Origin of the sequence: Arenibacter aquaticus, from assembly GCF_003957295.1 — a bacterium.
GTDB lineage: Bacteria > Bacteroidota > Bacteroidia > Flavobacteriales > Flavobacteriaceae > Arenibacter > Arenibacter aquaticus.
In genome coordinates this window covers 39665-53029 of record NZ_RQPJ01000024.1, presented here as the reverse complement: position 1 = coordinate 53029, position 13365 = coordinate 39665, and the positions used below count along the sequence as shown (strand labels likewise).

Below are 13365 nucleotides of genomic sequence, written 5' to 3'. Positions count from 1 at the left end.
GTTGCCCATTATGACCGGGTAGCTCAGTTGGTAGAGCATCTCCCTTTTAAGGAGAGGGTCCTGGGTTCGAGCCCCAGCCCGGTCACAAAAAAGTTAAGTCTCGTACTTAACTTTTTTTGTTTTAAATAGTTTCTATTGGGTCAAGACTAATGGTACTTACTGTATAAACTACTGTCTTGAAAAACCATCCCACTATTCTAAAGCTAAAGCCTTAGCCCCCCTACACTCATTTATTATAATTAACCGATTGGGTTAATTTTTTAAAAAAATAAACATTATTTTCATACTTGATCAGAGTATTGAAATTCTATGGTACTACCAACAGATTAATACACAATGGGCAAAAAAGTAATTATTATAGGGTCAGGGTTTTCTTCCCTATCAGCATCCTGCTATTTAGCTAAAATGGGCTATGAGGTACACATCTATGAAAAAAACCAAACGGTTGGTGGTAGGGCCCGTCAATTTACCAAAGATGGATTTACCTTTGACATGGGACCAAGCTGGTACTGGATGCCCGATATATTTGAACGGTTTTTTAATGACTTTGAAAAAAGGGTGTCCGATTTTTACCAACTGGACAAACTGGACCCAGCCTATAAAATATTCTTTACGGATGATGTTATCACTATAGGTGATTGTATGGACAAAATTTGTGATGAATTTGAACGAATAGAACAAGGTAGCTCCAAACCATTGAGAAAGTTCATAGCCAAGGCACAGGACAACTATCGCATTGCTATTCACAAAATAGTTTTACGGCCAGGGGTATCTCCCCTGGAATTGGTAAGCAGGGATACCATAGTTCGTTTGGACCAATTTTTTAAATCTATTAGTCATGAAGTCCGAAAGAAATTTAAAAACCAAAAATTAATATCCACCTTGGAATTCCCAGTTCTATTCCTAGGTGCCAAACCAAGCAAAACCCCCTCCTTTTATAGTTTTATGAATTTTGCCGATTTTGGACTGGGCACTTGGCACCCCAAAGGCGGTATGTACCAGGTTATTATGGCAATGAAAAACCTGGCACTGGAATTGGGAGTATCCATAAACACCCAACAGAATGTTACAAAAATAGAGGTAGACAAGGGGAAAGCCACGGGTATTACAATTGGAGAAACCACTATAGCTGCGGATATTGTATTAAGCGGAGCTGATTACCACCATTCAGAAACCCTGTTAGATACAGAATATCGCCAGTATTCGGAGGCTTACTGGGATAAAAAAACCTTTGCACCATCGTCCTTACTATTTTATGTAGGCTTTAATAAAAAGCTTAAAAACGTATCCCATCATAATTTGTTTTTCGACACTAGTTTTGAGCAACATGCCCAGGACATCTACGACCGCCCACAATGGCCAGAAAATCCTCTTTTTTACGCAAACTTCCCTTCCATTACTGATGCTAGTATGGCTCCAGATGGTTGCGAAACAGGTTTTTTTCTGATTCCCATTGCCCCCAATCTAAAAGATACCAGTGAGCTCAGGGACCAATATTTTCATATTATTACAAAAAGATTTGAAAAATTAACCAAACAAAAAGTAGAAAATGCTATCTTATTCAAGGAAGATTTTTGTGTGAGAGATTTTATAGAACAATACAATTCCTATAAAGGAAATGCTTACGGGATGGCCAACACCTTATTGCAAACGGCTTTTCTTAGGCCCAAACTAAAAAGTAAAAAAGTTGACAACCTCTATTTTACCGGCCAACTTACCGTTCCAGGACCTGGCGTACCACCAGCTCTCATATCGGGTAAATTGGTTTCAGAACTAATCGATAAACACCAAACTCCTTAATTATGAAAGCTATTTTTGATAAGGTGTCCATAGATTGCAGTAAGCTGGTGACAGAACATTACAGTACTTCCTTTTCCCTGGCTACCAAAATGTTGGATTCCTCCATAAGGGGCGATATCTATAACATCTATGGTTTTGTTCGTTTTGCAGATGAAATAGTAGATAGTTTTCACGATTATGACAAATTGCACCTATTAAACAAATTTGAAGAGGATCTAATGCTGTCCATAGATCAAAAAATAAGCCTTAACCCCATTTTAAATTCATTTCAACATACGTATCACAAGTACAATATCCCCTTACACTTGGTTCAATCCTTTATGAGCAGTATGCGTATGGACCTGGAAAAGAAGGTTCAACTAAGTGATATGGAATACCAAAAATACATTTACGGCTCTGCGGATGTAGTGGGATTAATGTGTTTAAAAGTTTTTGTAAAAGGAGATATACAATTATATGAAACCTTAAAACCATCGGCCATGGCCCTGGGGTCGGCTTTTCAAAAAGTAAACTTCCTGAGAGACCTAAAAACCGATTACGAGGATCTAAACCGGACCTATTTCCCCAACACCAACCTAAACCGACTTAACGAAGAGGCCAAAAGCAAAATTGTAAATGAGATCAGGGCCGACTTTGCCTTAGGATATTCCGGCATAATAAAGCTACCCAAGGAGGCCAAGTTTGGTGTTTATACAGCCTACAAATATTACTATAAGCTACTGCTGAAGCTGCAGCGCACCCCTTCATCAGAGATCAAAAACACCAGAATAAGGGTATCCAACTTACAAAAGTTGCGTTTATTGGTAAAATCGTATATTAACTATAAATTAAAACTGGTCTAGAATGAACATCTTAATATGGCTCCTAATATTCATCGCTACATTCTGCTTTATGGAATTTATGGCCTGGTTTACCCATAAATACATTATGCACGGCTTCCTATGGAACCTACATAAGGACCACCATAAAAAGGACCATGACTCATGGTTTGAGCGCAATGACGCCTTTTTCCTGTTCTACGCTGCGGTAAGTATTACCTTTTTCTGGCTGGGATCACAAACCGAATTTTGGTACGGATGGCCGTTGGGATTCGGTATCTTAGCCTATGGTATAGCCTATTTTTTGGTACATGATATATTTATTCACCAACGCTTCAAAATATTCCGAAATGCAAATAATTGGTATGCCAGAGGTGTTAGAAGAGCACATAAAATGCACCATAAACATTTGGGGAAAGAAGATGGAGAGTGCTTTGGAATGCTTATTGTTCCCTTTAAATATTTCACCAAAAACCAAAAATAGCCTTGGACTACCTTGTGTTATTGGCTTAACAGGCTATCCAATAATTTCCTTATTTCCCTGCTATTCCAATCTGCAGCACCTGTCTTCGCCACAACAATTTCACCTTCCCTATCTATGATGTAGGTGGCCGGTATACTCTTGGAGAAAAGCTGTTTAGGCGTAGTAGACATTTCATAATAAACAGGCAAGGTATAGTCCTTTTTATCTAAGAATGCCTCTACCCTTTTTTGCTGATCCTCCGCAACGAACAAAAATTCCACCTTATCCCCATAAGCATCATACAGATCTTGCATCGCCGGCATTTCGGCAACACAAGGAGGACACCAGGTTGCCCAAAAATTAATGAAAACTACTTTTCCCTTTACCGTTTCAAACTGAAAATCATTGTTCTCTAAATCCCTTAATGTCCAGTCATAACTAGCAATATGTTCCCGCTGTCTTTCTTCCACCGGAGTAGGATTAAACGCAAAAATTCGATTTACATAGACTTTTACATAAAAACCCAAAGGGGTAAAAAGATATAGCGCCAGGGCACCTATCAGCACTAAATTAAATATTTGATCCTTTGACAGCTTCTTAAAACGTTCCTTCATCATACATTCATTACTGTTTCCCAATATAACACTCCCCCAGCACTCCTTATACACAGATAGGAACAAGACCGGTTTATACCAATATACTACTACATTTTTAAAAGCGACTCTACAATACCATAGGTTTTATCGTTGTCCCAAGCGGCAACCCCGTCCTTGCTAATAACTATCTTACCTTCTTTGTCCAGCAGGTAAGAACAAGGTGGTTTGGAACCATCTACCGGCATGGGATCTCCCACAATAGAATACGTTACGGGAAAGCTAAAACCGTGATCGGCCATAAACTTCTCTACAGGCTCCCTTTCTTCATTGGTAATAATATAAAAATCGATCTTACCCTTATAGGTATCATAAAACTTTTGGATACTTGCCACCTCCGCAACGCTCTGTATATTCCATGACCTCCAGAAATTAATAAATACAACCCGACCTTTGGACCTATTAAAATTGAAAAAATCCCAGTTTTCATCTTTTAGTTTCCAATCGTAACTACCAATTTGACCTCGGTTTATTTCCTTGGTCACTTCCGGGGAAAAAGAAAACCACTTATTTAATAGAACCTTACTATAGTCGCCCAAAGGCGTTACAAAAAAAGATAGAATTAAAGCCATTACGGCAATATTCAAAACAGTTTTTTTTCGAATTTTCATTTAATTTATCCTTTGGTCAAAACTAAAAAACTCCTGATGATTATCAGGAGTTTTTATTAAGTATTTGTAACAATCAATTAGGCTGCGTTCTCCCTCTTAATAACGTTGAGTGCAGAACCTTCCTTAAACCAATCAATTTGGGATTGGTTATAGGTATGGTTTAGCATAATAGTATCCTTACTACCATCGGCATGTACCAATTCTAATGTAATTTGCTTTTCAGGGGCAAAATCTTTTATGTCTACAAAGTTAAAGGTATCGTCCTCCTGTATTAGGTCATAGTCGCTTTCATTGGCGAATGTAAGACCCAACATACCCTGTTTTTTAAGGTTTGTTTCATGGATACGGGCAAAAGATTTCACTATTACCACAGCAACACCCAAGTGTCTAGGCTGCATAGCTGCATGCTCTCTAGAAGAACCTTCACCATAGTTATGGTCTCCTACAACTACCGTTTTAATACCTGCAGCTTTGTATGCCCTTTGAGCATCGGGCACTCCCATGTATTCTCCTGTTAGCTGATTCTTAACAAAATTCGTTTTCTTATTAAAGGCGTTAACGGCCCCAATCAAGGTATTGTTGGCAATATTATCCAAGTGTCCCCTAAAACGCAACCAAGGTCCGGCCATGGAAATATGGTCTGTAGTACATTTCCCGAAAGCCTTGATCAATAATTTGGCTCCTTGCAGGTTTTCTGGCTGAATAGGCACAAAAGGCTCCAGTAATTGTAAACGCTCCGATTCTGAATTTACCTTAACCTCTACTCCTGAACCGTCTTCCATAGGCGCTAGATAACCAGCGTCTTCCACTTCAAATCCTTTAGTAGGCAATTCTATACCCAAAGGCTCGTCCAATTTCACTTCTTGACCATCTTCGTTGATCAAGGTATCGTTCATGGGATCAAAATCCAATCTACCGGATATAGCAATAGCAGCTACCATTTCTGGCGAACCAACAAATGCATGGGTATTGGGATTACCATCTGCCCTCTTGGAGAAGTTTCGGTTAAAAGAATGAACTATGGTATTCTTTTCCTCTCCTTTAAGATCACTTCTATCCCATTGTCCTATACATGGTCCACAGGCATTTGTAAATACCGTTGCTCCCAAGTTTTCAAATATATCCAATAAGCCGTCACGTTCAGCTGTATATCTAATCTGTTCCGATCCTGGGTTGATACCGAAATCGGATTTAGGTTTAATCTTTTTATCCACTGCCTGCTGTGCAATGGAAGCTGCACGTGTTAAATCCTCATATGAGGAATTGGTACATGAACCTATAAGTCCCCAATCTACCTTTAAAGGCCACCCGTTGGTTTTGGCCTTATCTCCCAACTCACCTACAGGTGTAGCCAAATCTGGAGTAAAAGGACCGTTTAAATGTGGCCTTAACGTACTAAGGTCAATTTCTATAATTTCATCAAAATATTTTTCGGGATTGGCGTACACCTCTGCATCGGCCGTTAAGTAATCCTTAACTTCATTGGCCGCATCCGCTACGTCATTTCTATCGGTGGCCCTTAGATATCTTTCCATGGATTCATCATAGCCAAAAGTAGAAGTGGTAGCCCCTACTTCAGCACCCATATTACAGATAGTACCTTTACCTGTACAGGAAAGGTTTTTGGCCCCTTCCCCAAAATATTCTATGATAGCCCCGGTACCCCCTTTAACAGTAAGTATTCCCGCAACTTTCAAAATAACATCCTTTGCTGATGTCCAACCAGAAATACTACCGGTCAATTTTACGCCTATCAATTTTGGAAATTTAAGTTCCCAAGCCATTCCGGCCATAACATCCACAGCATCGGCACCCCCAACACCTATGGCGACCATTCCCAGTCCCCCGGCATTTACGGTATGCGAATCCGTTCCTATCATCATCCCTCCAGGAAAAGCGTAATTTTCAAGAACTACTTGGTGAATAATTCCCGCACCTGGCTTCCAAAATCCGATTCCATATTTATTGGATACCGATTCCAAAAAGTTAAACACCTCAGCACTGGTAGTATTGGCCACTTTTAAATCGGCCGTAGCACCACTTTTAGCCTGTATAAGGTGGTCACAATGAACGGTTGTTGGTACCGCCACCTTAGGCTTACCAGCCTGCATAAACTGTAATAATGCCATTTGAGCGGTTGCATCTTGACAGGCAATTCGATCCGGTGCAAAATCAACATAATCCTTACCTCTAGTAAACGCCTTACTAGGGTTACCGTCCCAAAGGTGTGAATACAGAATTTTTTCTGAAAGCGTGAGGGGTTTGCCAACAATTTCACGTGCCTTATCCACACGCTCCGTCATATTAGCATACACCTGTTTAATCATGTCAATATCGAATGCCATTATATAAAATAGTTTAAGTTAAAGTAATTCACCAAAATTAAGAAAATACCTTACGTTTTTAAAACTTTTCAACTAAGAATAATCCAATTTTGAGCGATTAAAAACAACAATGTCGTTATAGGAAAGGAAATGCAACAAATTTTAATAATTATTGCTAGGCAAAACAACTAATTTTATAACCCCATCATCATTGCTATAACAGCTTGCGGATAATATCCTCCTCACTAATCCCTTCTGCCTCGGCCTTGTAGTTTTTTATGATTCGATGTCTTAGTATGCCAATAGATACCGACTTGACATCTTCAATATCCGGAGAGAATTTTTCATTTAAGGCCGCGTTGGCCTTTGCGGCCAAAATTAAATTCTGTGAAGCCCTAGGGCCTGCCCCCCAATCTACGAACTGTTTTACAAAATCCGATGCCTCTGGCTGATTGGGCCTAGTACTATTCACCAATTTCACCGCATACTCCACCACATTATCCGGTACAGGGATCCTTCTTACCAAATGCTGGATATCCAAAATTTCCTGAGGTGTAAACAAGGACTTTATAGTTGGTTTGGCGTCCGATGTGGTTTCTTTTACCACCTGTATCTCTTCCGCTATGGAGGGATACTTTAATTCTATGGCAAACATAAAACGATCCAATTGAGCTTCGGGCAATGGATAGGTCCCCTCCTGTTCTATGGGATTCTGGGTTGCCAAAACAAAATACGGTCTATCCAACTTATATTGACTGCCCGCTATGGTGACGGCCCTTTCCTGCATGGCCTCCAATAAGGCTGCCTGAGTCTTGGGCGGGGTACGGTTTATTTCATCGGCAAGGATTATATTGGAAAAAATAGGTCCTTTTATAAACTTAAAGTTCCTATTTTGATCCAGTACCTCACTGCCCAGTATATCGCTTGGCATTAAATCCGGGGTAAACTGTATTCTTTTAAAGCCCAATCCCAAAGCCGAGGCGATAGTGTTTACCATTAGGGTCTTTGCCAGACCGGGAACACCGATCAATAAAGAATGCCCCCCGGTATAGATAGAAAGAAGCACTTGATCTATTACCTCTTCCTGCCCTATGATTACCTTGGCTATTTCCTGTTTAAGTATCTTGTTCTTTCCTACCAGACTTTTAATGGCCACTACGTCTGACATGCAATTACTCTTTTAACCAATTATTCGCAAAATCGCAATCTTTGTTGCCAGAATTGACACTCACATAGGTATCCTTAATATGCTCGTCCATCCATTTCTTAATGGCGTTGTATTGTTTTTCCCTTAAGGCCAACTCTTGTATTTTTATATAATCCTTTGCAAAATCGGCTACATGCTCATCGTAGCGATTCGTAATCTTCATGATCTTGTACTTTGGACCACCTCCCCTTGGATCATTCTCCAAAATGGGTTTGGAAATCTCATTGTCTTTTATATCCCTTACCTGATTATATAAGGAAGGCTCCATCTTGGTAAGCTCAAAACGGGAACTATAATCCGCTGGGTTTCTTAACAACCCACCATCAAACTTGGTCTCCTTTTCATCAGAAAAATTAAGGGCTGCAGCAGCAAAGGAAAATTTACCGTCCAACACGGCCTGCCTAATACTATCCAGTTCCTTTCTTGCGTTATCCAATTCCTTTTGGGATATCTCCGGAGTAATCAAAATATGTCTAAGATCCAGTTCTTGTCCACGTATTTTTTCTACATAAATAATATGGAAACCAAAGCTCGTCTCGAACGGATCGGAAATTTCCCCTTCCCTTAAACTAAATGCTACATCCTTAAACTCTTTTACAAATGGGGTTTCCCGTGTCATGCTATAAAAACCACCTTTGGATTTGGACCCAGGATCTTGGGAATACAATATAGCTTTCACACTAAAGCTGGCATCGTTTTCTTCCACATCGGCCTTTATGGTGTTCAATTTATCTATGACCCGCTGTTTTTCCTCATCGGATGCCTTGGGTTCCTTTACTATCTGTGCTATTTCCAGTTCAGCTCCAAAAACAGGTCTTTCATCTTCAGGGATCTTATTAAAAAACTGCCTAACCTCCTCAGGGGTAATCTCTATTTCCGAAATGATCTGATTCTGCATTTTCTCAGAAAGCATTCTAAGCTTATTGATCTTGTAGAGTTCCTCCCTAAAACTGGCCTCGTCATCCTTCTTATAGTAATCCAGCACTTTCTCCATAGACCCTATTTGGGACACCAATTGCTGCAATTGGCGGTCTCCTTGGGCGTTTACCTCATCGTCCGAAACCAAAATACTATCCTGCACTGCCTGGTGTGCATACAGACGATCCTCCATTAGCTTCCCCAAGAGTCCACATCTGGTAACATCTGCCGTGGAGGCACCCTGACTTTTAAGGTCGATCAACGTTTTTTCAATATCCGATTCTAGAATTACATAATCGCCCACCACGGCCGCTATACCATCCAATTTAATCTTCTTAAAGTTATTGACAGTATCATTCTTATTTACCGTAGATTCCTCAACGGCCACCTCCTTGGGCTCTACTTGAGTATCAGGAATAGTTTCCGTTTCCTGAGCAGCCATTGCCCCAGTAAACAACAAAATGGAAAGGGATATTCCCGCTTTAATTAACTTCTTCATAAATTTCAAATTCTTTTTCTTTAATTGCTTCATCCATTAATTCTACTTCCAATTTTTTCATATAATCCAACTTCCTTCTGTTTAAAAGAAGTTGTTTAATAGTAGGCTCAATATATGAAAGAGGCGCAATATCATTGATTTCCAAGATATCATTTACCTTGGCCAAATATACCCCTAAAGAGTCCTGTAATTCAAAAAATTGTGATTTTTTTAAGTACTTCTCTTGATTTTCAATGGTTAAGGGAGGAATCTCTTCCATAACCCTATACATACTTACCCAAATAGAATCGTTAAAATTTACCTTTTTAAACTGTACGCTGATAGAATCAAGATAACTTTTATCTTCCTCCTTAAAATCCCTTAACTTATTAGCTATTAAATCCTTATCCATATACTGCGTAGGCAATTCTACAAACCTAAGTTGCATAATACGCTCCTTTAGCCTAAAATTTTCCTTTTCGCGCTCGTAAAATTCTTGTAACTGTGTATCACTTATTAAGGTATCGTGCGATTGAAGTACCAATGCCTCCTTATAGGCCCCGGTATATAGATCGGTCCTGTAATTGGAGACCAATTCCTCGAAGAGTTCCAACTGATCTTCAGGCAGATTAATTTTCGCCTTGGAAAGCAACAACTGCTTATAGGCCCAAGTGTTGATATAATTATTCACCAAGGAAGCACTATCGGCCTTGGACATATTTGCCAACAATAAGGCCTGCAGATCTTCTTTGTACAAAAAAGACTCCCCAACCCTAGCTATTGGAATTTTATCCTCCTTCTTTTTAAAAAAAGTGTCACAGGAAACAATGGTAAAGAACAGTATTGTACAGGCAAGGTATCCAGTGATATTCACTAGTTTTATTTTACAAGAATCCATGGGGCAAATTTAGCAATAAAGCAGCATTATGCAAGTTCTCAGTTTTTATTGGTACTATTATCCATTTTACCATTGTATTGCCCCTTAACCTATTTCTTTTATTGTTAATTTTATAGAATGAAGGAAAGAATGATAAAATTAATATGGGATTTTAGGGGAGAATCGGCTGCAAATACGGCCAAGCACCATAAGATTCACCTTGAAGAATATATCCAAGCCCAAAAGCTACATAAGAACATAACCGGCAATGTTGCCATAAATGCAATGCACGCCATCGCATTTCTTGTGGTGAACGAATCGGAAATGATACCCGTAAGGGATGCCTTAAAGCCCCACCGTGGAGAAGTTTACGTTCCTACAGACCATTCATAACGCAACAAACCAACCCTATGAGCGGAAAAGCTATTGTATTTATTACCGTACTAACTATATTGCTTTTAGCTTGTTCCAGCCCAAAAGTACCCCAAGATTTCTTGGCAATGGCCCTATCTTCCCAACACCCCAGCATAAAAAAGGTAATGGATAGCGTAGCCCAATATGAACTTCAAATTAAATACACCCAAATTAACCGGGACCATGACAGCATAACATTCACCGATTACCACTACCAGGTTAACGACAGCAACTACTTTTACCCGGCCAGCACCGTAAAACTCCTTACCGCTATACTGAGCTTGGAAAAATTGAACGAACTGGACTCTGTTGACCTTTATTCCCGATTCTATATTGAGGGTGATTCCCTAGAGACCACCTTTGCCAATGAAATTTCCAAGATTTTTGCTGTTAGTGATAATGAAGCCAATAACCGACTCTTTGAGTTTCTGGGACAGGATAGAATAAACGAAGAGCTAAAAAGCAGGGATATTGGTCCGGCAAGAATTTCGCACAGACTATCCGCTTTAAATTCAGACGAGGTTACTACCGTTCCGCTGGTAATTTATTTAAACGACAGCACAGTAACCCCTCTGAAATACAGTACCAACACCATAGCAAAACCATTAAAACTAAAGAAAATAAAAAAAGGCAAGGCTTTCTATGAAAATAAGGAGCTGATAAATGAAGCCTTTAATTTCAGTCTAAAAAATTATTACCCTATTAACACACAACATGAGGTACTGAAGCGACTTATTTTTCCTGAAGCTTTTCCCAAAGAAAAGCGATTCCGCCTTAAAAAAAATCAACACCAATTTCTTTTAAACGCCATGTGCACCCTTCCAAAAGATCTTGGATATGACCCTGTTGATTACTATGACGGCTATTGCAAATTCTTTATGTACAGGGATACCAAGGACACTATTCCCAAAAAGCTAAAAATTTACAACAAGGCAGGAAGCGCCTATGGCACATTGACGGATTGCGCTTATATAAAGGACCCCACAAACAAGGTAGAATTTCTGCTTACTGCAACGCTATTGGTAAATGCCAACGGCATACTTAATGACAACCAGTACGAATACCAGGATATTGGGCTTCCTTTTTTGGCTCAATTGGGACGAGAAATATACCATTTGGAACGCACACAAAAACATTAATTATGACTAGGCCCATGTTTGATTCCTTTACCAAAAAAATATATATCAAAAGTGACCTACAAAAACTTTATTGGTGCTGGACCACTGCCCAAGGCATAAGTAAATGGTTTTTAAAAAAAGCCACCTACCTCACTCCTACCGGCAACACAAAATCCCCCACGGAACAGATTGCCAAAGGTGATTCCTATATTTGGGAATGGCACAATTGGAATGGACAGGAAGAAGGCAAAATCCTAGCTGCCAATGGAAAGGATTTTCTAGAATTTACTTTTGCCAACAACTGTAGTGTAACCATATCCATGGAACTGCAGGAAGAATATGTACTGCTTACCCTAAAACAATACAACATACCCACAGATGACAAAAGCAAAGTGAACATCTATTTTGGTTGTAGCAATGGGTGGACATTTTGGCTAACGAACCTAAAGGCCTATCTAGAACATGGCATCACCCTCAATGAAACAGACATAGACCTCCGTAATCTTCCCCTTGCCGAATTTGAATTTGTAAACATCTAGCACACCTTAGAAATAGGATCGTAGCTACCCGAAATCCAGTCAGGCTTGCATTTACACTCCGGCCAACTTAATAACATCTAAGGTTTTTTGCAATCCGGTTTTGGCTACCTCCAATAAATCCCGTTTATGGTATTCAGGATTGTAAAGCTCCAAGGATATGCAACCCTTAAATCCCGTACTCTTTAGATCCTTTAATATTTGGGGCAGCGGCAATATTCCATCTCCCGGGAACACCCTATGCTTATCTTTCATATCTCTAATGTCCATACCGTTAGGCGCATCATTAAACTGAAATATAGCAAAGAAATCACCACTCAAACGTTCAATACCCTCAAACCCTCCTTCCGATATATACATATGATATACATCTGGAATAATTTTAGCTTGGGGATGATTGGCATCCAAGGCAACCGCAGCTGCCTGACCCATAGTCTTTAAAGGAAACATCTTTACAAAGACCAGTGCCGGAATTACGTTATACTCCTTTATTCCCATTTCCAACAACCTTCGGTAACACGAAGCCACAAAAGGAAGGTCATAGTTATCACCTACCTCATTGGGAATCGCCTGAACATAGGTACAGCCTATCTCCGAGGCCATCCTCATCCTGTTTTTGGTTGCTGGTAAAGATTTTTGAAAATCCTCTTCGTTCTTGGGAATACACCCCCACAGACCTATCATACTGGGAACAAACAAACCGGCGTCCTTAATTTTTTGCCCCAACTCCTTAAGGTTACCCCCATTCTTTTCATACTCCGCTAGATCACTATCCCAAGGTTCTATGGCATCGTAGCCGGCCGAAATGGCAATATCCACCTTTTTTTCCAAACCTTTAACCGGCCTAATGGTAGCCGTATCCAAACATATAGGCCACGGACTTTGTCCATTTTGATATCTTTTTTCCTTCTTGGAAGACTCTGCAACAAAAGTATTGGCAAATGAAACAGTGGTAATACCAGACATGGCAGCACCGGCAATAAATTTTCTACGATTCATAATTTTAGTTAGTTGATCCTCTAAAAATATGAAAATTTATGAAGAATGTACCATAGAAAGCAGACATAGCCTATAGATAAGAATAGGTTAAGTACCCACAAAAGACTTAACAGTTCAGGCCATTCCATCATTTATGGTAAACCTAAATC

The 13365-nt window shown here is 39.7% G+C and carries 13 protein-coding genes and 1 tRNA gene; 7 read left to right on the top strand and 7 right to left on the bottom strand.

The window, feature by feature from the left end:
• Window positions 1-12: 12 nt before the first annotated feature.
• The 4 genes from EHW67_RS20150 to EHW67_RS20135 all read left to right on the top strand — a co-directional run bounded on the left by EHW67_RS20150 (window position 13) and on the right by EHW67_RS20135 (window position 3102).
• Window positions 13-85 (top strand) — tRNA-Lys (locus EHW67_RS20150).
• Between the two features lie 251 nt (window positions 86-336).
• A complete protein-coding gene (locus EHW67_RS20145) occupies window positions 337-1800 on the top strand; it encodes a phytoene desaturase family protein (protein WP_126164211.1) in 1464 nt (487 codons plus the stop codon).
• Window positions 1801-1802: 2 nt separating this feature from the next.
• The gene (locus EHW67_RS20140; protein WP_126164210.1) at window positions 1803-2642 is read left to right on the top strand and encodes a phytoene/squalene synthase family protein; all 840 of its coding nucleotides are present in this window, start codon (window positions 1803-1805) and stop codon (window positions 2640-2642) included.
• 1 nt (window position 2643) lies between these two features.
• Window positions 2644-3102 (top strand): sterol desaturase family protein, encoded by a 459-nt coding sequence (locus EHW67_RS20135; RefSeq protein ID WP_126164209.1) that lies wholly within the window; start codon window positions 2644-2646, stop codon window positions 3100-3102.
• A gap of 17 nt (window positions 3103-3119) precedes the next feature.
• On the opposite strand, the gene EHW67_RS20130 is transcribed toward EHW67_RS20135, so the two are convergent.
• The 6 genes from EHW67_RS20130 to EHW67_RS20105 form a co-directional block, all read right to left on the bottom strand.
• The gene (locus EHW67_RS20130) at window positions 3120-3698 is read right to left on the bottom strand and encodes a TlpA family protein disulfide reductase (protein WP_238390003.1); all 579 of its coding nucleotides are present in this window, start codon (window positions 3696-3698) and stop codon (window positions 3120-3122) included.
• Window positions 3699-3784: 86 nt separating this feature from the next.
• Entirely contained in the window at window positions 3785-4345 is a 561-nt protein-coding gene (locus EHW67_RS20125; protein ID WP_126164208.1) for a TlpA family protein disulfide reductase, read from the bottom strand.
• A 77-nt stretch (window positions 4346-4422) separates the two neighbouring features.
• Window positions 4423-6690, bottom strand: a complete 2268-nt coding sequence (locus EHW67_RS20120) for an aconitate hydratase (protein ID WP_126164207.1) — start codon at window positions 6688-6690, stop codon at window positions 4423-4425.
• Window positions 6691-6883: 193 nt separating this feature from the next.
• A complete protein-coding gene (locus EHW67_RS20115; protein WP_126164206.1) occupies window positions 6884-7837 on the bottom strand; it encodes an AAA family ATPase in 954 nt (317 codons plus the stop codon).
• Window positions 7838-7841: 4 nt separating this feature from the next.
• Window positions 7842-9293 (bottom strand): peptidylprolyl isomerase, encoded by a 1452-nt coding sequence (locus EHW67_RS20110; protein ID WP_238390002.1) that lies wholly within the window; start codon window positions 9291-9293, stop codon window positions 7842-7844.
• Window positions 9277-10170: a peptidylprolyl isomerase gene (locus tag EHW67_RS20105; RefSeq protein WP_126164204.1), complete on the bottom strand. Its 894-nt coding sequence runs from the start codon at window positions 10168-10170 to the stop codon at window positions 9277-9279. Before EHW67_RS20105 ends, EHW67_RS20110 begins: the two co-directional genes overlap by 17 nt.
• Before the next feature lie 117 nt (window positions 10171-10287).
• Here EHW67_RS20105 and EHW67_RS20100 point away from each other — a divergent pair, with 117 nt between their 5' ends.
• The 3 genes from EHW67_RS20100 to EHW67_RS20090 are packed head-to-tail and all read left to right on the top strand — an operon-like array spanning window position 10288 to window position 12220.
• Window positions 10288-10542 carry a hypothetical protein gene (locus tag EHW67_RS20100; protein ID WP_126164203.1) on the top strand — a complete coding sequence of 85 codons (255 nt, stop codon included), beginning with the start codon at window positions 10288-10290 and terminating at the stop codon, window positions 10540-10542.
• A gap of 17 nt (window positions 10543-10559) precedes the next feature.
• Window positions 10560-11702 (top strand): serine hydrolase, encoded by a 1143-nt coding sequence (locus EHW67_RS20095; RefSeq protein WP_126164202.1) that lies wholly within the window; start codon window positions 10560-10562, stop codon window positions 11700-11702.
• A 2-nt stretch (window positions 11703-11704) separates the two neighbouring features.
• Window positions 11705-12220, top strand: coding sequence for an SRPBCC family protein (locus tag EHW67_RS20090; RefSeq protein ID WP_126164201.1), 516 nt, complete (start codon window positions 11705-11707; stop codon window positions 12218-12220).
• A gap of 51 nt (window positions 12221-12271) precedes the next feature.
• Here EHW67_RS20090 and EHW67_RS20085 read toward each other — a convergent pair whose 3' ends face one another.
• Entirely contained in the window at window positions 12272-13216 is a 945-nt protein-coding gene (locus tag EHW67_RS20085; RefSeq protein ID WP_126164200.1) for a sugar phosphate isomerase/epimerase family protein, read from the bottom strand.
• Between the last annotated feature and the right edge of the window lie 149 nt (window positions 13217-13365).

Excerpts from the sequence above, each read along its gene's own strand:
- EHW67_RS20145 (WP_126164211.1), top strand. The coding sequence starts at position 337 with ATGGGCAAAAAAGTAATTATTATAGGGTCAGGGTTTTCTTCCCTATCA.
- EHW67_RS20140 (WP_126164210.1), top strand. The coding sequence starts at position 1,803 with ATGAAAGCTATTTTTGATAAGGTGTCCATAGATTGCAGTAAGCTGGTG.
- EHW67_RS20135 (WP_126164209.1), top strand. The coding sequence starts at position 2,644 with ATGAACATCTTAATATGGCTCCTAATATTCATCGCTACATTCTGCTTT.
- EHW67_RS20130 (WP_238390003.1), bottom strand. The coding sequence starts at position 3,698 with ATGATGAAGGAACGTTTTAAGAAGCTGTCAAAGGATCAAATATTTAAT.
- EHW67_RS20125 (WP_126164208.1), bottom strand. The coding sequence starts at position 4,345 with ATGAAAATTCGAAAAAAAACTGTTTTGAATATTGCCGTAATGGCTTTA.
- EHW67_RS20120 (WP_126164207.1), bottom strand. The coding sequence starts at position 6,690 with ATGGCATTCGATATTGACATGATTAAACAGGTGTATGCTAATATGACG.
- EHW67_RS20115 (WP_126164206.1), bottom strand. The coding sequence starts at position 7,837 with ATGTCAGACGTAGTGGCCATTAAAAGTCTGGTAGGAAAGAACAAGATA.
- EHW67_RS20110 (WP_238390002.1), bottom strand. The coding sequence starts at position 9,293 with ATGAAGAAGTTAATTAAAGCGGGAATATCCCTTTCCATTTTGTTGTTT.
- EHW67_RS20105 (WP_126164204.1), bottom strand. The coding sequence starts at position 10,170 with ATGGATTCTTGTAAAATAAAACTAGTGAATATCACTGGATACCTTGCC.
- EHW67_RS20100 (WP_126164203.1), top strand. The coding sequence starts at position 10,288 with ATGAAGGAAAGAATGATAAAATTAATATGGGATTTTAGGGGAGAATCG.
- EHW67_RS20095 (WP_126164202.1), top strand. The coding sequence starts at position 10,560 with ATGAGCGGAAAAGCTATTGTATTTATTACCGTACTAACTATATTGCTT.
- EHW67_RS20090 (WP_126164201.1), top strand. The coding sequence starts at position 11,705 with ATGACTAGGCCCATGTTTGATTCCTTTACCAAAAAAATATATATCAAA.
- EHW67_RS20085 (WP_126164200.1), bottom strand. The coding sequence starts at position 13,216 with ATGAATCGTAGAAAATTTATTGCCGGTGCTGCCATGTCTGGTATTACC.